This window comes from Mesorhizobium sp. WSM4808 (assembly GCF_055811675.1).
Window position 1 is genome coordinate 91696 of the sequence record NZ_JBVVQX010000006.1, and the last position, 19151, is coordinate 110846.

The window sequence follows — 19151 nt, forward strand, 5'->3', positions numbered from 1 at the left end:
ATTCCTCAATTCCTCAATTCCTCAATTCCTCAATTCCTCAATTCCTCAATTCCTCAATTCCTCAATTCCTCAATTCCTCAATTCCACAGTTCTTCCCTTCGTCTGCCGCGCCGTTGCCAGGCCAACGCCGAATGTGGTGATCGCCATGCCCACGATCTGCAGGGCGTTGAGCTGCTCGTCGAACAGGGCCCATGCGATGACCGCCGTCACCGCCGGTACCAGGTAGAACAGCGAGGCCACTTTCGACATCTCGCCGTCGCGGATCATGACCATCAGCAGGAAGATGGCGCCGAGCGACAGCACCAGCACCAGCCAGGCCATGGCGAAGATCAGTTCGCCATTGATGATGACCGTGTGGGTTTCGAAGGCGAGCGAGGCGAGGAGCATCAGCGAACCACCGCCGACATATTGCCACATGGTCGCCGCGACGAGGTCGCCGCCGGAGGCGAAGCGCTTCTGCCAGATGGTGCCGGCGCTCATGCCGAGCACCGAGACCAGCGAGGCGGTCAATGTCGCTGCCGTCACGCCGCCGCCGAGCGCGCCGAGCTTCGGCCACAGCACGATGACGATGCCGATGAGGCCGATGCCGAGGCCAAGCCAGTGGCGCGGCAGGATCGCCTCGCCGAGAAACTTACCGGCAAGCACCGCTGTGATCAGTGGCTGCAGGCCGACGATCAGGGCCGAAAATCCGGCCGGCATGCCCCTGTGGATGGCCCAGAAGACGGCACCGAGATAGACGCCATGCATCAGGATGCCGGCGCCGGTGGCATGCAGCGCCTCCTGGCGGGTGGCTCTTTTCGAGCCAAGCACAAGCATCAGGACGGCCAGCAGGATGGCAGCGAGGACGAAACGCGCGGCGAGGAAGGTGAACGGTTCCACCCACGGCATGGCGTAGCGCGCACCGATGAAGCCGGTGGCCCACAGGACGACGAAGGTGGCGGGAATGAACCGCTTGATGCTGTGCATGTTCCGCAGACGCCGCACTGGAGGGAGTTGACCGTGGCGCTGCTCTACTGCGCTTCAACCCGGCGTGCAAAACGAAACCATTGATCCATGCATCACCGGAATTCAACGGGCGTCAAGTTCGACATGCGTTACCTTGGCCGCGCCGCGCTCAAAGCCCGACCATCCCCCTGATATCGCCAGGCGACGCGCCGGCATTGCACAAGGCGGCAAGGCCGGTATCGCCCAGGCTCTTCGACAGCTTTCGTCCGTCGGGCCCGAGGATGAGACGATGATGGAAATAGGCCGGTTGCGGCAGCCCCAGGAGTTGCTGCAGCAGGCGCTGCACGCCGGTGGCGGAAAACAGGTCCTGGCCGCGCACGACGTGGCTGACGCCTTGCAGCGCATCGTCCATGACGACGGCGAGGTGGTAGCTGGTCGGGATGTCGCGGCGCGCCAAGATCACGTCGCCCCAGTCCTGCGGGCGGGCTTCGACGGAGCGCGTCGCGGAAAGCGTTTCGTCGGAATACTCTGTCCAAGACAGGTCCTTGCCGACACGCGCCATGGCGGCCTCGACATCCAGCCGCCAGGCGAAGGGCGCATTCTCGACTATCCGCCGCTGGCGTTCCTTCAGCGGCAGCGCCTTGTCCACGGCGGGGTAGAGCGGCACGCCATCGGGATCGCGCGGCCAGTCGCGCCCACGCTTTTCGCTGTCGGTGATGAAGGCGCGGATCTCGCCACGGCTCATGAAGGCGGGGTAGACGAGTTCCTCCGCGATCAACCGCTCGAGCACCGCCTGGTATTCGGCGAAATGCTCGGACTGGCGGCGCACCGGCTCTTCCCAGCCAAGCCCCAGCCATTTCAGGTCGGCAAGCACGCCGGCCTCGAATTGCGGCGTGCAGCGCGTCGTGTCGATATCCTCGATGCGCAGCAGCAGGCGGCCGTGCGCCCGTGCCGCCAGCTTCTGGTTGAGCAGCGCCGAATAGGCGTGGCCGAGATGCAGGTCGCCGTTGGGGCTGGGCGCGAAGCGGAATGTCAGGAGTGTCATCTCTCAGGCGGCAATCATGTTTTGCGGCGCTTCGCCAATTGCTACCCTGTCGACGGTCGAGGAACAAGAAAGCATGCGCCGTATCGTGACATCAGACGACATTGCCCGGGGGCTCGATGCGCTTTGCGTGATCGACCCGCGCCTGGAAAAGGTGCGCGGCATGGCCGGCGAGGTGCCGCTGCGGCTGTCCGAGCCGGGGTTTCGAAGCCTGGCGTCGATCGTCGTCTCGCAGCAAGTGTCCCGCGCCAGTGCCGATGCCATCTTCGGCCGGCTGACCAAGCTCGTCGATCCGCTGACGCCGCAGGCGATCCTGGCCGCCGGCGAGGACATGTTTCGCGAAGCCGGCCTGTCGCGGCCCAAACAGCGCGGCCTGATCGCTGTTGCCCAGGCCGTGGTCGACGGCCTCGACCTTCATCACCTCTGTTCGCTCGATGCCGAGGAGGCGATCACGACGATGACGGCGGTGTCCGGCATCGGTCCGTGGACGGCGGAAGTGTATCTCTTATTCGCCGCCGGGCATCCCGACATCTTCCCCGCGCGCGACGTCGCGCTGCAGAGCGCGGTCGGCCACGCGCTCGGCATCGAGCCGCGTCCGCCGGAGAAAACCCTGATCGCATTGGCCGAATCATGGAGCCCGTGGCGAGGTGTCGCATCACGGCTTTTCTGGTCCTATTATCGCGAAACCAGAGGGCGGGACGCCGCGCCGCCGGCCTGAATCCGCAAAAAATCATAAAAATCATGCATTTTTGGCGCTTAGGCGACGCGACAATCCGCTTCACATCCCTGTCATGTCGGGCTTACAGTATCCGCGCCGTTCGGGTCTAGAACCAAGGAGGTGAACACGTGACGGTTGCCGTATCTCCGGATGGGCTTCCAGCACTGGTGCTGAATGCGGATTACCGTCCGCTCAGCTATTACCCCTTGTCGCTCTGGTCGTGGCAGGATGCTATCAAGGCGGTGTTCCTCGACCGGGTGAACATCGTCGCCGAATACGAGCACGCCGTCTCCTCGCCGACCTTCTCGATGAAGCTGCCGAGCGTGGTCAGCCTGAAGGCCTATGTGAAGCCCTCCAGGCACCCGGCCTTCACCCGCTTCAACGTCTTCCTGCGCGATCGCTTCCAGTGCCAGTATTGCGGCACGCCGGAGGATCTGACCTTCGATCACGTCATCCCCCGCCATCGCGGCGGCGCGACGACATGGGAGAATGTCGTTGCCGCCTGTTCGCCCTGCAACCTCAGGAAGGGCGGCATGATGCCGGCGCATGCCAAGATGTGGCCGCTGCAGAAGCCTTTCCAGCCGACGGTGCACGATCTGCACAACAATGGCCGCCTGTTCCCGCCCAACCATCTGCATGAGAGCTGGATGGATTATCTGTACTGGGATGTCGAACTCGAACCCTGAGATCGTTCGAGAATTCGGGAGGCTGGCCGTCTGGAGCGATTGTCTGCGCTTCCGCCTACCAGACCATGATATCCGACACTCCCCGGTATCGGACCAGTTTGGTCGTGCTCACTTATCAGCGGCTTCGCGCTTAAGGACCGGCTTCCCCCACTCCGTCGCTGCTTCGCAGCGCCACCTCTCCCCCCTCCGGAGGGAGAGGAAGGGAGCCTCTCTCGGAGGAGCGCTGGCTACAACAGGCTCGCGCCCTTCCTCTACCCCGTCGATCGGGGGAGAGGTGGCTCGGCGAAGCCGAGACGGAGTGGGGGTCGACCTGGCTCGGACGTCGAAAGCCGCGCCATCCGACTCAGCCCGGCGAATTTTTGCTCGAACTCTGCGTCGCGCTGCTCAATCAGTCGCGGGTGAGGGCGCCGCGGAAGGCGACGGCGGCAAGGATCAGGCTGGCGATGGCGTTCCAGCCGGCCAGGGACAGGCCAAGGATGCGCAAGGCGGCTTTGTCGCAGGACGGCGGCACGAATTTGTCGAGCGCGTCGAGCACGCCCTTGCCGCCGGTGTCGACCGGCCCGGCGCCTGCGGTACAATCGGTCGGGCCGGCCCACCACTGCCATTCGACGCCGGAGTGGTAGACGCCGAGATAGAGGCCGTAGAGCATCAGGATGCCGCCGACGGCCAGCAGGCCGCGCGTCAGCCAGCTGGGTGCGTGCAGCATCGATGCAATCACCGCCAGCACCATCAGCGGCACGCCGATATAATAGGGCGTGCGCTGTTCGAGGCAGAGGTGGCAGGGGATGTAGCCGCCGAGATACTGGAAGGCGAGCGCCGAGCCGACGGTGGCGGCCATGGCGACGGCGAGGAACAAGGCGGTCAGCGTGCGCTGGCGTCCGGTGTCGGCATTCATGGTCGCTGTCATTTCAATCGGTCCGTCCGGCTCGCGATGGTTCTGTTCAGAACGCGTATTTGACCAGGATATAGAGCAAAATCAGGGCAGCCGCGCCGGCGCCGGCGATGAGGCCGAGGCGCTTTTCGATGAATTCGCGGATCGGTTCGCCATAATGGCGCAGCAGCCAGGCGAGCAGCAGGAAACGGCCACCGCGGGCCACGATCGCCAGCACCACGAACAACAGCAAATTGACGCCGATGACGCCGGACAGGATCGTCACCACCTTGATCGGCGGCAGGTGGGCAGCGCCCGACGTGATCAGCATCAGGACGATGAAGCCGACGCCTGCCCCTGCGCGCAGCGCTTCGAACTCGTCGTACTTGCCGTAGAATTCGAGGATCGGCCTCGCCACCGCGTCATAGGCGTAGTGGCCGATGAACCAGCCGGCGATGCCGCCCAGCACCGAGGCGACGGTGGCGATCAGCGCATAGCGGTAGGCGCGATCCGGCCGCGACAGCGCCATCGGCAGATAGAGCACGTCGGCCGGCACCAGGAACACCGAGCTTTCGACGAAGGCGATGAAGGCCAGCCACCATTCGGCGGATTTGCGGGCCGCCAGCGACAAGGTCCAGTCGTAAAGTCCGCGAAGCATCGGCACTCCTAATGCGTGTCGTTCCATTGCGCAGGCAGGTTGGGGTTAACGGCATGCACAGAACAAAGACCCAGAGCACGCCATCCGTCCCCGCAGACGTGCCGCGCTTTGATGCGCCGCCTGTCTAGAAAGATTTTCCGCGCTGCACAATGGCAGCCCCCTCACGAAATCGAAAGGCGCAGTTTGGTCGCATCTTGAGGGCGCCGGAGAATTGGCCAGTTGACGAACAGCCCTCCAACCGTATAGTCCCGCGCCATCCAGGCCGCCCGGCCTGAGCCCCTATGGCGGAATTGGTAGACGCGCTCGACTCAAAATCGAGTTCCGCAAGGAGTGCTGGTTCGATTCCGGCTAGGGGCACCATCCTACACTCTTCGAGCTTCGGGTGGGACAATTTAGCCTGTGTTTGTTTTGGGATCCGCTTGTGCGCGGCAGCGCCGGCGTTGCGTTCCCGGTTGGCCTTTTGGTGTATCGTGGTCTGCTGTTTCCCATGCTAACGCTTGCCGGCCCTTGTTCGCCTGCAAGTGCCCCTTCAGGCTGATCGGCGCTTTTCGCTCAACAAAACTCGCAGATGCGGTAACGCCGCATGCGCCACCGCCTTGGGTGGTTGCGTGAACATGCAAGGCGGTTCCGCAGCGCCTAGAAGGCAGGTCTTTTGCCAATCCAATGTAAGGGACCAACAACCGCCGCAGACACGCGGGGCAATATTGATATTGTTCGGGTAGGCGTAATAGCCGATCGGCGTTGGACCGAAAACGACACAACACGGCGTCCCTACACAGCTTGCGATATGAACAAGCCCTCCCTCCATGTCGAAATGCATGGACGAGTTCGCAAGAACGGAGGTGATTTGCGGCTGTGTTGTCTTGGAAGAAAGGTTGTAGTCGGCCGAACTGAGGGTGCCTCCTACCACGCCGACTTGGACAACAGGAAGATCCGGCAACTGCGCCTTCACCTCTTTCACGACATCATCCAAGAACGGATAATCTCGCGTAGCTCGAGGGCGACCCGACTCCTCGCTGAAGGAATTATGGACAGTAATGTAGGGTTTATGGTCCAGTCCCAAGCTTTGAACCAAGGACGCATCCTCAGGTAACGGATACTGATGGCCGCCAAAGGGCACACCGCTGACATGGTTCAGAAAGGTGTCTCGCCTCACGTTCTGAAATTGGGCTACAAGTGCTGGATGGAAGTCCAAATGAGGATGCGCATCGATCGCATGCGAAAACATCTTCCGATACGGTGCGATGCTTTGCAGCATTGCCGAAAGCGCCGGCCACCGTTCGGCAGCGGCAGAACTCATGTGCACAAGATCTACGGTGTGTGTGAGCTGCAGGACAAGAAGATATCGATGCGTGACCCACGTAAATACGCGTTTCGGAGCTTCAATGAAAGTTACATCCGGGAGAGGCTCGTAAAGCCACCCCATTCCGCCCGTTACGGAATAGACGTCGATCTTTGCGCGGCCAAAGTGGCTCAGCAGATCGCGAATAAACCGGACGGCCACGATATGGTCGCCCATGCCGCCTGTTACACGAATGGCAATGCTGTCTCGTCGTTCTACGTTGATCGCTAGATGAAGTGCTAACGCCGCATTCTTGAAGCCGTTGCGCGTCCTGCGTGAGAAGCGCGTAAGGCCTCGATCTTGCCTGCTCATGGCGATTCCTAAGCTTTGACGTTGAACATTCTTCCAAACGGTATCTACGCCGCCGCCGCTCCAGATGCTATCCAAGGGCATGGAGCGCTCGGCGATGCAATGATCGAGCCGGGACTGATGGCGAGGAGACCTGCGGCAGCCATTTCATTTTTCATGGCTCGGAATCCTCGCTCTGGCAGGGATCAAGACGCTTGCTGAGGGCATCCACAGACACGGAAACCGTTGGAATGCACTCGACGTTTCGACGGCCTCGAGTTCGGTGTGCCAGAAGGGCGGCGACGTCATGCCGATCACCAACACGTCCGTCGGCTCGACGTGGCCACCTGCGTACCGATATGCCTCAGCAGGCGGTCAAGACGCTTTGCGCGTCCCGCCGGTGGGGCCGCCGTCATTGGCCGCGCCGATCTCGCCAGCCGCCAGCAATTCGTCGAACGTCCGTTCGAGATCGGCATTGTCATCGGCTGCCGGTCCGCTGGGGGGATCCTGGCGTGTCAGCGTTTCCAGCCTTTGGTGAAGCTGGCGGTTCTCATCGCGGCAACGGGCATGCGCGAGTTCGTCGGTCTTGCCGCGCAAGCGGAGATCGGCGAGTTGAACCTTCACCGCGCCATAGTCTCGGCGCGCCGCGTCGCGCTCCTGGCGCAACGTCGCAATCTCGGTTTCCGAGGTTTGGCGCCGATGCTCGGCCACGTCCTCGGCGCGCTGCCCGACGCCCGGCGTTGCGCGGACCACGCTTTGATCGGCGGCGCTGCGCTGGAGCGAGCGCAACCTCTTTTCAAGTTCGACGGCCCGCTCCTGCGCGGCGGCGGCGCAATCACCGAGAACGCCGCGCTGATGCTCGAGCGTGGACAGCCGCACCTGCAGGTCCTGCTGCACCAGCATCTGCGCCGAAAGTTTGCCGGTCAGTCTTTCGTTGTGGATCTGGTCATCCGCGACCTTGGAACGAAGCAGCATGGTGGCCTGTTGCAAGCTTGCGAGCCGCCATGCAACGTCCTCACGCGCCTGCTCGGCGGCTTGCCTGGCGATGATCTCGTCGCGAAGTTGCCCCGACACGCGCGCCAGGTTACGGCCCAGACGCTCGACCTCTACATTCGCTTCGAGGAACCGCGTTGCGCGCTGGCCGGCATGCCTGTCCGCTTGCGCAATGGTCTGCCGTGCCCTGTCGAGTTGGACCTCCAGGTCGGCGATGGTCTTGCTCGCGATCGATAGCTCGCGCGATTTTCGCCCAAGCTCTTTCGAGGTGCGATCCTGCAAGCGTTGCAGCTTCGCCACCTCTTCCTGCAATTCCCATTTGTCGGTATCGGGAGCGTCGGCATCGTGCGTTTGCGCATCAAGCCTGCCCACATCGTGGTCAACCAACGACCACGCCAAGTCGTCAACGGCACGTGGATCCAGCCTGTCGTTGGACAAGGGCGAGGAGCCGCGCATGGCGCGGGCCTGGCTCGAGCCCGTCCGGGCCGAAGTCGAGCCGAGGGAGGCGGCCAGCGTGTCTGACTGGGCCAATCCGGTCACGGGCTCCTCTTCGAAGAGAGGCAAAGCTTGATACGTTGCGGCTCGAATGCTTCGAATCAGTTCGTCGAAGTCTTCGTCGGCCCTTCGGACAACGGCGCTATCCTCCGCACTGATGTGCCGGGCGCCGTTGGCCTCATGATTCAGCGACATTTCTCTCTCATCGCTACCGAATCACTAGATTATCGTGAATTAAGAACAAGAATGCGAGTAGGTTTTATCGGCTTTCACTGGAAATTTCTGCGAGAAATCTCGTTTTTTTATAAGCAGAGATCTATATTCGCGTTTGCCTGCTGGCAACCGAAGTAAATTCCCGGTCACCCACCCGTCAAATATTTGCAGCGAAGATATGCCATTCTCCAGAACCGCACCCTGCCTTTTCTCAGCGCCGCCCCAACAGGCTCTTCATGCGGTTGCGCAGCAGGCGGGCCATGTTGCGGGTCTCGCGGTAGAGGTGCAGTTGCGAGGCGGCCTGGCGGGTGAGGCGGTCGGCGTCCGGCGCCAGGCCGATCACCAGCGTGCCCATCGGCTTGCGCTCCGCCCACAGCCGGCTCATCACCGGATGGTCGGGCACCGCGCAGGAATCGGTCATCATGATGTTGGGATCGTCGAGATGCTGCCTGGTCACCTCGATCATCAGCAGCGTGCCGGGCGAATAGCTGGCCAGCGTCTCGTCATAGGCGGTCTTCCAGGTGTAGGCGATGCCGGCTTCGACGAAGACGATCAGGCAGGCGATGGTGCGGCCGTCGAGCGTCAGCGAATGGATGCGGCACATGTCCTGTTCGGCCAGCCGGTGCACGGCTTCGCGGGCGAAGGCGGCGCGGAAGCGGTCGATCGCCATGGCGGTGCGTTCGCGGCCTTTCCAGCCGGCCGCTTCCAGCGACAGGAAGCCTTCGATGGCATGACGGATGTCTTCGGGGCCGCGCGCCACGACATGCTCAAGCTTGCCAAGGTCGCCAAGGCGCCGCTTCAGGCGGCGGAACTCGCGATAATGGTGCGCGCGCAGCGAGGCCTTCAGATAATCATCTCCATCGAGCTCGCTCTCCAGCGCCGGGCGCTGGATCTGGCCGGTGGTGACCAGCGTCAGGCCGCGCGCCTCGGCCACGGTGGCAAGCAGGCTCGCCACTGGGCCATCGAGCCGGACATCGGCCAGGACGAAGACTTTCGGCAGCTTGAGGTGCGGGCGCGACAGCATCGAGAAGAAGTCCTCGACGACGCCGACCGGATCGTCGCGGTCGACCAGCGGCGTGCCGAGCGGACCGAACGGGCTCGACCATGTGCGCATGACCGGCACGCCGAGCGGCACCACCGGCCGCTCAACCGAGAACGGCACCAGAAGGCGCAGCCGGTTGCGGTATTCGTCGCCGTCGCGGATGACCGCCAGCCGTACCTCGCGATCCTCCAGCCGCGGCATGGCGGGTGCAAGGAAACGCGGGTTGAAGAACACGTTGGGCTCGACCGTGCGGGCGCTGAGATAATCCAGTTCCTCGACCAGGTCGAAGCCTGCCGATGCCGGATAGATGGCGAGCTTGCGCTCGGGCCGGTTGTTGGCGAGGATCTCGATATGGGCGGGGTCGGCGTCGCGGGTCAGCCCGGCAAGGCCCGACACCATGGCGCCGGCGGTGCCGCCGCTGGTTTCCTCAAGCAACGGGATGGCAGCCATCACGCGGCTCCTTTCGGGGCTAAGAAGATGAGCATGGCGATGCCGAGCTTGCGCCACACCGTGAAGGAGAGCGCGCCGGCTTCGAAGATCATGGCAAAGGCGGTGGCCATTGCCGCGCCCCAGAGACCGAACATGGGGATCAGCACCACATTGAGGGCGATGTTGAAGGCCAGCGTCATGGCATAGACGGCAGCACAGATGTTCTGGTTGCCGCTCATCGTCAGCAGGCTTTCGCAGGGGCCGACGGCGGCCCGCGCCACGACGCCGAAGACAAGCAGGAACAGCAACGGATAGCCGCTGCTGAATTCAGGCCCGAACAGCATTAGCATCGGCTCGCCGAGCACCAGCACCAGCAACGCCATCAAGAGCGATGGCCAGAACGTCCACGACACCGTCTCGCGGGCAAAGGCGGCGAGCCTTTGCGGGTCGCCATGGGTGAACTGGGCGTAGCGCTGGGCAACGCCGGCCTTGACGGCGAAGTAGACGAAATGCACCAGCGCCAGCGTCTTCACGGTGGCGAAATAAACGGCGACGTCGTTGGGATCCATATAGGCGCCAACCATCAGCACATCGGCATTGGTCAGCAGGAAGAAGAAGCTCTCGACCAGGAAGATCGGCAGCGAGACGATGAACCATTGCGCGAAATGCACCTTCATCGGCCCTGCCGGGATCTGCCGTTCCATGCGCTGGGTGACGCCGACGAGTTGTCCCAGCGTGGTGATGTAGGTGGCGGCGATCGAGGCGAAGATGGCGGTCCTGGCATCGGGTGCGTAGCCCACGAACAGCATCAGCGCCATGAACAGCAGGATCAGCACGGGCCGCACCAGATAGGTCGGCGACAGGGCAAACAGCGCCCAGCTGTTGGCGCGTGCCAGGCCCGACAGAAGGTCGGACATGGCAATCATCGGCAGGCAGATGACGCCGAGGATGAACGGGATCACATAGTAGTTCTCGATCCAGGGTGCCGCCAGCCAGACGCCGAGCGCGCCGAGCCCGGCAATCAGCGTGGAGGCGATCAGCACGAACAGACGGCTGGCCAGTACGATGCCGCGCAGCTCATCCATCAAGCCGCGCTCGCGATATTCGGGAATGTAGCGGATGACGGAGGTGTGGAAGCCCAGGCAGGCGAGGTTGCCGACGATGACCATCGTCACCCAGACGAGGACGAAGATGCCGTACTCGAACGAGCCCATCCAGCGTGCCATCAGCACCTGGCTGACGAAGGCGATCACGGCGCTGACGATGCGAACCGAGAAGGCGATGACCGACATGCGGCCGGCCTCGCCGCGCTCGTCGGCGGTGAACAGCACGGCATCGATGCGGCCAAGCAACGGCCCCATGCGCAGCGCCCAACGCTGCGGCAAGAACCGCCCGGCAGTCGTGGCCGCGGAAAAGCGCACCCCGATTTCTCTCCGTTTTCCGCTTCTTTTCAGGGTTCTGTGTAGCGGAGACACATTAAGAAAACGTGGGTGGGGGAGCGACGCGGCACGCGCTTTCGTCATGTCGATTGCATGACGAAAGGCGACCGGACGCCGGAGTGGCCGGAGGCAACGGGCACGCGGCCGGCGAAAGGAGGCTTGCAATATCCAATATTGTAGCTCAGTCGGATAGAGCGCCGATTGCCAATCGAGATCGCGGGTTCAAGTCCCGTCCATCCCTTAGAAGCAGTCAGCGGTTGGTCTGAATGGCGTGGGGAAAGATATCTATCACATGCGACGTGCGGTTTTGACAGTCGCGTAGTCCCATTCCATTTCGATCAGCGGTAGCGCTTGCTCTAATCGCTTTGCGGCCAGAACCTCATTGCAGCACAAGCGAATGATGCTCAACTTGTCGAATTTGTCGCCTTTCGGGGTAATGCCATATCGTTTTGCAAGCTGCTTCATGTCGCCGTCTATCGCGATAAGAATTGCGTCGTTTTCCATGGCGGTTATGCATACCACATCGTCCGGCGTACGCTCCGGCAAGGCGTTCCTATGATAGATTACTGCGTGCCCGAATTCTTCGAGTTTTCTGCCAACAGAATCAGGAACACCGGCGTCCAGAAAGGTTCGAAGCGTGGGCTTCTTCTTGCTCAAGCAGCGGCATCGTATTTTATGGCCGCCGCGATATCCGCCTCCGTGAGAGTTGGATATTCGCGCTTAATATCCTCGACGGAATAGCCGGCATCATGGAATGCCTTTACGCTCCGGACGGGAATGCGAGTTCCGGCAATGACAATCTGGTTGTTAGCCACGCCGCGATGGCGGTCAAACTTACCAATGTCATCGCTGTCTCGCTTGTTCATCGCTTGGACCTGCTCACGCAGAGTGCCGACGACAATCCTTAGAGGAATTTGCAGAACGGCCTGACCGGATCCCGCTTCCTGAAGCGTGTCGTCGTCCCTTCTAATGACGACTCGCTTGCCTAGGACATACAGCGTGCTCTTAACCCACATATCATCGCCAAGGTGTGCGAGATCGCCCTTAACCTCTTTCAGATGCGAGAGCGTTATCCGCGTCTCATTCCGAAGCTGATTGAGAACCTTGAGCGAAAGCAGGTCGCGAAAGGAATACAGGCGGGAATAGGTCCGATGATCACCGCCATAGACGATGCTCGGAACAAAGAACTGATCACGATCCCATGTGCCAAGTTGGCGCTTGCTCACACCGGTCAGACGAGCGGTCTGATCGATAGTGAAAGCAGCAATGACCGTGTTTGAGTCTGGCGTGGCCATAATGCATCCTACGCGCGCTTTGAGGCCATAAAAAGAGGCGATTTGCCCACGAATGAAGCCCGCTTGTCACTTTCGGAAGCTTTAAGATCCGGGCGGCTGGAGGAATTATTGTTGAATAGGAAGCCGCTGGAATTGGTGCTCTCGGTGAGGTCGCCTTTCTAGAAGCGGTCCCAAAGTGATCAAACACGAGCGACAACCAGATCAAACACAGCGTTCTACATCATCACCCGATAGTTGGATCGGAAAGTGAATTCCGCAAGGTAGCAAGCGCGGCGCCCCCCTCTGGCCTGCCGGCCATCTCCCCCTCAGGTGGGGAGATTGGCCAATCGCGGAACCCAGCGCCGCCCCTCATCCGCCCTTCGGGCACCTTCTCCCCGTGAACGGGGAGAAGGGAAAAAAAGCGCCGCGCCCTTACGCGAACGCGCCGTGGCAGTGCTTATATTTCTTCCCCGAACCACACGGGCAGGCTTCGTTGCGGCCGACTTTGCCCCAGGTGGCCTGGTTGTTGGGGTCGCGGTCTTCGGGAGCGACGATGGCGGTTGTCTCCGGGCGGACCAGGAGGGCGGTTTCGCCGCCTTCGAAGTCGTTCTCGCCGGTGGTGCCGTCGATGTGGGTGCCGAACATGTCGGGGGCTTCCGGCGGCGGCGCTTCGGCGGCCTGGCGGACCAGTTCGACGCGCATCAGCTGCGCGGTGACGGCCTGGCGCAGATTGCCCAGCATGGCCTGGAACAGCTCGAACGCTTCGCCCTTGTACTCCTGCAGCGGATCGCGCTGGGCGTAGCCGCGGAAGCCGACGACCGAACGCAGATGGTCGAGATTGACGATGTGCTCGCGCCACAGATGATCGAGCGTCTGCAGCACAACCGAGCGCTCGACATAGTTCATCACCTCGGGGCCAAAACGCTCGGCGCGCTCCTTGGCGGCGGCTTCGGCGGCCTGCCCGATGCGCTCGCGGATGTCGTCTTCGGCAATGCCCTCTTCCTTGGCCCAGTCCTCGACCGGCAGGTCGAGGTTCAGGAACTCGGCGATCTCGGCCTTCAGCCCGGCAACGTTCCACTGCTCGGCATAGGCGTTTTCGGGAATGGCCTTGGCGACGATCTCGTCGATGACGCCTTCGCGCATCTCGGCGATCGTTTCGGACAGGCCTTCGCCGTCCATCAGTTCGATGCGCTGCTCGAAAACCACCTTGCGTTGGTCGTTGGAGACGTCGTCATATTTCAAAAGGTTCTTGCGGATGTCGAAGTTGCGCGCCTCGACCTTCTTCTGCGCCTTTTCCAGCGCCTTGTTGATCCACGGATGGATGATCGCCTCGTCTTCCTTGAGGCCGAGCTTCTGCAGCATGCCGTCCATGCGCTCGGAGCCGAAGATGCGCATCAGGTCGTCCTGCAGCGACAGGAAGAATTTCGAGCGGCCAGGGTCGCCCTGACGCCCGGAACGGCCGCGCAACTGGTTGTCGATGCGGCGCGATTCGTGGCGTTCGGTGGCCAGCACATAGAGGCCGCCGGCGGCCAGCGCCTTTTCCTTCAGCCGCTCGATGTCGGCAATGATTTCCTTTTCCCGCGCCTCGCGCTCGGGTCCGGCCGGCATGTCGCCGAGCTCTTCCTCGATGCGCATCTCGGCATTGCCGCCGAGCTTTATGTCGGTGCCGCGGCCGGCCATGTTGGTGGCGATGGTGATGGCGCCGGGCTTGCCGGCCTGGGCGACGATCGCCGCCTCGCGCTCGTGATGGCGGGCGTTCAGCACTTCGAAATCGGTAAAACCTTCCTTGCGCAGGCGCTCGGCCAGCTGCTCGGACTTTTCGATGGAAGTGGTGCCGACCAGCGTCGGCTGGCCCTTGGCGCTGGCTTCGCGGATCTCCCTGACGATCGCCTTGTATTTCTCCTCGACCGTCCGGTAGACCTCGTCGTCCTCGTCGATGCGCACGACCGGCAGATTGGTCGGGATCTCGGTGACTTCGAGACCGTAGATGTTGCCGAATTCCTCGGCCTCGGTCAGCGCCGTGCCGGTCATGCCGGAGAGCTTCTTGTAGAGGCGGAAATAATTCTGGAAGGTGACGGAGGCCAGCGTCTGGTTCTCCGGCTGGATCGCCACATGCTCCTTGGCTTCGAGCGCCTGGTGCAGGCCTTCCGAATAGCGGCGGCCCGGCATCATGCGGCCGGTGAACTCGTCGATGATGACGATCTCGCCGTTGCGGACGATGTAGTCCTTGTCCTTCTGGAACAGCCGGTGCGCCTTCAGCGCGTTGTTGACGTGATGGACGATGGCGACGTTCTCGACGTCGTAGAGCGACTCGCCCTTGAGCAGGCCGGCATCGCGCAAAAGGTTCTCGAGCTTCTCGGTGCCTTCCTCGGTGAAGATCGAGGTCTTCTGCTTCTCGTCGATCTCATAATCCTGCGGCTGCAGCTGGATGATGAAGGTGTCGATGGTGTTGTACATTTCCGAACGGTCCTCGAGCGGACCGGAAATGATCAGCGGCGTGCGCGCCTCGTCGACCAGGATGGAATCGACTTCGTCGACGATCGCGTAATTGTGACCGCGCTGCACCATCTGGGCGCGCTCGTATTTCATGTTGTCGCGCAGATAGTCGAAGCCAAGCTCGTTGTTGGTGGCGTAGGTGACATCGGCGGCGTAGGCGGCGCTGCGCTCCTCGTCGGACAGGCCGTGGACGATGACGCCGACCGAGAGGCCGAGGAACTTGTAGACGCGGCCCATCCATTCGGAGTCGCGGGTGGCCAGGTAATCGTTGACGGTGACGACGTGGACGCCCTTGCCGGCGAGCGCATTGAGGTAGACCGGCAGCGTCGCGACCAGGGTCTTGCCCTCGCCGGTGCGCATCTCGGCAATACCGCCATTGTGCAGCACCATGCCGCCGATCAGCTGGACATCGAAGGGGCGCATGCCGAGCACGCGGCGCGCTGCCTCGCGGGCGGTAGCGAAGGCCGGGATCAACAGGTCGTCGAGCGTGGCGCCATTGGCGATGTCCTGGCGGAATTTCGCGGTGCGGCCGACCAACTCCTCGTCGGAGAGCGCCCGCATCTCGTTTTCCATGGCGTTGATCGCCTCGACACGGGGCCGGGTCGATTTGACCCGACGGTCGTTGGAGGAACCGAAAACCTTACGGGCGAGACCGCCGAGACTGACCATCCAATGGTCCTTTCGATAGAATTCTCAATCTTGAGATGAGCGCCGGCCGGCCCCATCAATTCCACGTGAACACTGGCAAACACATTAGTGAACACTGGCAAACACAAAAAGCGCCCGGAAAACGGTTCTGGACGCAAAGTCGTTGGACAGATAAGAGGGGGCTCAACTGATGTCAACGCCGCGCTGGCCCTGCTGGCTGCGCCAAATTCCGCCACAATCTGGCCGATCTGGAAGCACCCCTCTTAACAATCCCCACCGGAGTCCACCCTATGTCCCTGTTGTTCTGCCGCGCGTCGCTCGCCAGCCTTGGCTTGGCCGTCGGCCTGTCGGCCCTTTCGCTCTCGCCGCTGATGGCGCAGCAAACCGCTCCCGCCCCGGCGGATGCAGCAGCGCCAGCCGCGGCACCGGTCGATCCGAATAAGGTTATCGCCACGGTCAACGGCCAGCCCCTGACCGAAGCCGATCTGGTGCTTGCCGAAGGGGAATTGTCGCAGCAGTTCGCGCAATTGCCGCCCGAGCAGCGCCGTGCCGCAGCGCTCTCGGCTGCCATCGAGATCCGTGTCATGGCCGCCCAGGCGGTCACGTCAGGGCTCGACAAGGATCCCGACTTCCAGCGCCGCATGGCTTTCCTGCAGCAGCGCGCGCTGCATGGCGAGATGGTCGAGAAGGGCGTCGTCGACAAGGTCACCGACGCCGAGGTCCGCGCCCGCTACGACCAGGAAATCGCCAACACGCCGCCCACCAACGAGTTGCATGCCCGTCACATCCTCGTGAAGACCAAGGAAGAGGCCGAGGCCATCATCAAGCAGCTCGACGGCGGCGCCGACTTCCAGAAGCTCGCCACCGAGCACACCAGCGATCCCTCGGGCAAGACCAGCGGCGGCGATCTCGGCTGGTTCGGACCTGGCCAGATGGTGCCGGAGTTCGACAAGGCGGCCTCCGCGCTCGAGGTCGGCAAGTACACCGAGCAGCCGGTGCAAACGCAGTTCGGCTGGCATGTCATCAAGCTCGAGGACAAGCGCACCAAGCAGCCGCCGGCCTTCGACGACGTCAAGGACCAGGCCAAGCAGGCGGTCATCCGCGACAAATATTTCGCGCTGGTCAAGTCGCTGCGCGCCGGCGCCAAGATCGAGATCCCCGACGCGAACCTGAAGAAGACGGTCGATACGCTGGAAAGCGCCAAGTAAGACCGACAGGTCTTCGAAAAGGGCGCGGCAGCCAGGGGTTGCCGCGCCCTTTTTCATTGCCGTATTTTTAGGGGGCGGGCGCCGCTATGCCTCGCATCACGTAGTTGACCGCCTTGCCGATGGTGGCTTCGTTCTCGTCGAGCCGGTTGGTCAACAGATGTCTCCAGGCGAAGGAGGCGATCAGGTCTGCGACAACGGCTGAATCGATTTCGGCCGGGATTTCGCCCCTTGCCTTGGCGCGTTCGATGATCTGGCCGGTATGGGAGCGTCGGCCCAGCGAGTAGTCGGCAAGGGCCGCGGCAGCGGTCTCGTCCGACTGCGCCTCGGCGATCAGCGACCGGAACACGCTTCCCGACGATGTCTCGCGCCAGTGGGTGAACAGGTTTTTCAGGAAGCCGACGAGATCCTCCTCCAGCCGCCCGGTATCGGGAACCTCGACGCGCTTCTGGCGCTGATAGACCTCAAGCAGCAATGCCGCCTTGCTCGGCCACCAGCGATAGATGGTGGGTTTGCCGGCGCGGGCCCGCCGCGCCACCGCCTCGATCGAGAAACCGGCATAACCGGCTTCGACCAGTACGGCCTCGGCGGCTTCGAGAATGGCATCGGCGCTGTCGGGGTTGCGCCGCGCACCGATCGATCTGCGCGCCGGATCGGCGTCCTCGGCCATCTCTGTCTCCTCGCCAACACTATCGCCGGCAATATAGGCGACCCGACGCTCAAACGAAACGGCGCGTTTTCAAGCTTCGGGAACGGATGGTAGCGGCAGGGGTTAAGTTTATTCTCTGGAGTCTACGGCGTGTCGGTTGGCGAAGCTCCAAACGCAAAAACCCGCCGGGCGGCGGGTCACTGGCGCAAATCAGCACCATGGGCAAAAATGTAGCATAGCTGCCCTCACCGAGTCAAGAAAAAATTCCTATCGCCATGAGCACTGCCAGCTTGAATTGCCCGGCTGGCCGTGGGATCACGCCTACTGCATCGCCTGCGATGTCTCGGATTCGATACGCCAGCCGCCGCCGGCCTTGACCACCCCAAGCGTGACGCGCGCCTTGCCGGTCAGGCGTGCCGCCGACCTGTCCTTTGGAAGATAGTCGTAGCGCATCGCAAAGACTGCCTCGGCGCGATCTTCGCCCTGTGGAGTGACCTCCAGGCTGCCGGCCTCCATGCTTAGCGACCAGGAGGCCCACTGCGCGAACCAGTCGGCCTTGATCTTGACGATGGCGTCGGCGTCGTAGCGGGTTCCGAAGATGAAGGCGGATGGGCCGTAGAGCCGCTTGACGGTCTCGCTTATCGCCCTGGTGTCCGGCGTCAGATAGTCCTGGCGCAGGAATTTCTCGATCGATCCCTTGTCGTCGCCGACAGAGCGTTCAAGTGCGGCGACTTCCGTTGAAGGCGCCGGCGCCGCGGGCGGCCTTTGTGGCTCTGCGGGTTGTCCGTCCGAGACGAATTCGAAGCGTTCGAGCAGCGATCCCTGCTCCCAGGGGCGCTGGGTCTCGCGAGTTTGCGAAACCACGTCGCGGCGCACCGCGATCATCATGTCGTTGATGCTCTGGCCGGGCTCGGCGATGTGGCGCAGCAGGGCGGCGGCGAAAGGCGAGTTGCGTCCGCTGCCGTCCATGGCGACAGCGCCAGGTGCCGTCGAGAAGGCGATGAACGAGCCGCGCGTCGAATCGAATCGCGCCAGCCCGGCCAGCGCCTTCGCCGAGCGTGTGGTGGCGGTGCGGCTGAGACTGCGGGCAAACGGATTGTTGCGGCAGGCATCGAGAAACACCAGGCTGACCTTGGTCTGCTGTTCCATGATGTCGAGGACTTCGTCGATCGGCACGGCCTCGAGCTGCAACTTGACCGGCACGTCCAGCCTGGCGTCGACCGGCACGATGTAGTTGCGCCCCTCGACCTGCAGGCCGTGGCCGGCATAGTAGAAAAGCCCGACGCCGGCGCCCTGGAGCGCATCGGAAAACGCGCCGATGCTGCGTTCGAGTTCACGCTTGCCGAGATCGTTGCCCTCAATGACCTCGAAGCCGATGGAGCGCAGCTTGTCGGCGATGTCGAGGGCGTCGTTGACCGGGTTGGCCAGCGTGCCGGCTTCGGCGTAAGTGCCGTTGCCGATGACAAGCGCCACGCGCCGTTGCGGCTGCGCATCCGCGCTCAGCAGCAAAAGTCCCAGAAATGCCCATGCAAGGATCGCAAGCCTGCCCATGGGGCAGATCATAACGCCATCGGCCCCGGTGACGCCACCGGATTTGAAATGCAGGCCTAACCACGAGCGGGTTCGAGCTCCCGGGCAAGAGCGACGAAAACGCCCTTGCGCCCGCGCGGTCTATCGGGCAAACCGGCCTTCCCCTGCGATTTTTCCCGCCCGAGGCC

16 protein-coding genes and 1 tRNA gene are annotated in these 19151 nt (G+C 62.6%); 4 read left to right on the top strand and 13 right to left on the bottom strand.

Annotated features, from left to right (window positions below; all coding sequences use genetic code 11):
* Nucleotides 1–69 precede the first annotated feature (69 nt).
* Together AC0L2U_RS12840 and gluQRS are read right to left on the bottom strand one after the other, a co-directional pair.
* Nucleotides 70–966 (bottom strand): DMT family transporter, encoded by an 897-nt coding sequence (locus tag AC0L2U_RS12840; protein ID WP_473601995.1) that lies wholly within the window; start codon nt 964–966, stop codon nt 70–72.
* 148 nt (nt 967–1114) lie between these two features.
* Entirely contained in the window at nt 1115–1990 is an 876-nt protein-coding gene (gene gluQRS, locus AC0L2U_RS12845; protein WP_473601997.1) for a tRNA glutamyl-Q(34) synthetase GluQRS, read from the bottom strand.
* 73 nt (nt 1991–2063) lie between these two features.
* On the opposite strand from gluQRS, the gene AC0L2U_RS12850 reads away from it, so the two are divergent.
* Together AC0L2U_RS12850 and AC0L2U_RS12855 are read left to right on the top strand one after the other, a co-directional pair.
* On the top strand, nt 2064–2705 hold the full coding sequence (locus AC0L2U_RS12850; protein WP_127268792.1) for a DNA-3-methyladenine glycosylase family protein: 642 nt from the start codon (nt 2064–2066) through the stop codon (nt 2703–2705).
* 128 nt (nt 2706–2833) lie between these two features.
* Complete coding sequence (locus tag AC0L2U_RS12855; protein ID WP_006328497.1) at nt 2834–3391, top strand: HNH endonuclease; 558 nt, start codon at nt 2834–2836, stop codon at nt 3389–3391.
* 388 nt (nt 3392–3779) lie between these two features.
* Here the strand turns inward: AC0L2U_RS12855 and AC0L2U_RS12860 are convergent, their stop codons facing one another.
* Both AC0L2U_RS12860 and AC0L2U_RS12865 read right to left on the bottom strand, forming a co-directional pair.
* Entirely contained in the window at nt 3780–4298 is a 519-nt protein-coding gene (locus tag AC0L2U_RS12860) for a disulfide bond formation protein B (protein WP_127320840.1), read from the bottom strand.
* 34 nt (nt 4299–4332) lie between these two features.
* The gene (locus AC0L2U_RS12865; RefSeq protein WP_023811139.1) at nt 4333–4920 is read right to left on the bottom strand and encodes a YqaA family protein; all 588 of its coding nucleotides are present in this window, start codon (nt 4918–4920) and stop codon (nt 4333–4335) included.
* 275 nt (nt 4921–5195) lie between these two features.
* Between AC0L2U_RS12865 and AC0L2U_RS12870 the strand changes: the two genes are divergently transcribed.
* Nucleotides 5196–5280, top strand: a tRNA-Leu gene (locus AC0L2U_RS12870).
* 169 nt (nt 5281–5449) lie between these two features.
* On the opposite strand, the gene AC0L2U_RS12875 is transcribed toward AC0L2U_RS12870, so the two are convergent.
* The 7 genes from AC0L2U_RS12875 to secA all read right to left on the bottom strand — a co-directional run bounded on the left by AC0L2U_RS12875 (nt 5450) and on the right by secA (nt 15600).
* Nucleotides 5450–6655, bottom strand: a complete 1206-nt coding sequence (locus AC0L2U_RS12875) for a glycosyltransferase family 9 protein (protein ID WP_128289059.1) — start codon at nt 6653–6655, stop codon at nt 5450–5452.
* Nucleotides 6656–6925: 270 nt separating this feature from the next.
* Nucleotides 6926–8233: a coiled-coil domain-containing protein gene (locus tag AC0L2U_RS12880; RefSeq protein WP_128289060.1), complete on the bottom strand. Its 1308-nt coding sequence runs from the start codon at nt 8231–8233 to the stop codon at nt 6926–6928.
* Between the two features lie 229 nt (nt 8234–8462).
* The gene (locus AC0L2U_RS12885) at nt 8463–9743 is read right to left on the bottom strand and encodes a GNAT family N-acetyltransferase (protein ID WP_128289061.1); all 1281 of its coding nucleotides are present in this window, start codon (nt 9741–9743) and stop codon (nt 8463–8465) included.
* Nucleotides 9743–11143, bottom strand: a complete 1401-nt coding sequence (locus tag AC0L2U_RS12890; protein WP_128289062.1) for a lipopolysaccharide biosynthesis protein — start codon at nt 11141–11143, stop codon at nt 9743–9745. Before AC0L2U_RS12890 ends, AC0L2U_RS12885 begins: the two co-directional genes overlap by 1 nt.
* A gap of 306 nt (nt 11144–11449) precedes the next feature.
* A complete protein-coding gene (locus tag AC0L2U_RS12895; RefSeq protein WP_128289063.1) occupies nt 11450–11818 on the bottom strand; it encodes a DUF5615 family PIN-like protein in 369 nt (122 codons plus the stop codon).
* Nucleotides 11815–12456, bottom strand: a complete 642-nt coding sequence (locus AC0L2U_RS12900; protein WP_128289064.1) for a DUF433 domain-containing protein — start codon at nt 12454–12456, stop codon at nt 11815–11817. Before AC0L2U_RS12900 ends, AC0L2U_RS12895 begins: the two co-directional genes overlap by 4 nt.
* Before the next feature lie 411 nt (nt 12457–12867).
* A complete protein-coding gene (secA, locus tag AC0L2U_RS12905; protein ID WP_128289065.1) occupies nt 12868–15600 on the bottom strand; it encodes a preprotein translocase subunit SecA in 2733 nt (910 codons plus the stop codon).
* A 269-nt stretch (nt 15601–15869) separates the two neighbouring features.
* Between secA and AC0L2U_RS12910 the strand changes: the two genes are divergently transcribed.
* Nucleotides 15870–16787: a peptidylprolyl isomerase gene (locus tag AC0L2U_RS12910; RefSeq protein ID WP_127809224.1), complete on the top strand. Its 918-nt coding sequence runs from the start codon at nt 15870–15872 to the stop codon at nt 16785–16787.
* 67 nt (nt 16788–16854) lie between these two features.
* On the opposite strand, the gene AC0L2U_RS12915 is transcribed toward AC0L2U_RS12910, so the two are convergent.
* Together AC0L2U_RS12915 and AC0L2U_RS12920 are read right to left on the bottom strand one after the other, a co-directional pair.
* Complete coding sequence (locus AC0L2U_RS12915; RefSeq protein WP_127809225.1) at nt 16855–17454, bottom strand: TetR/AcrR family transcriptional regulator; 600 nt, start codon at nt 17452–17454, stop codon at nt 16855–16857.
* Nucleotides 17455–17754: 300 nt separating this feature from the next.
* On the bottom strand, nt 17755–18984 hold the full coding sequence (locus tag AC0L2U_RS12920) for a caspase family protein (RefSeq protein ID WP_127809226.1): 1230 nt from the start codon (nt 18982–18984) through the stop codon (nt 17755–17757).
* Nucleotides 18985–19151 lie beyond the last annotated feature (167 nt).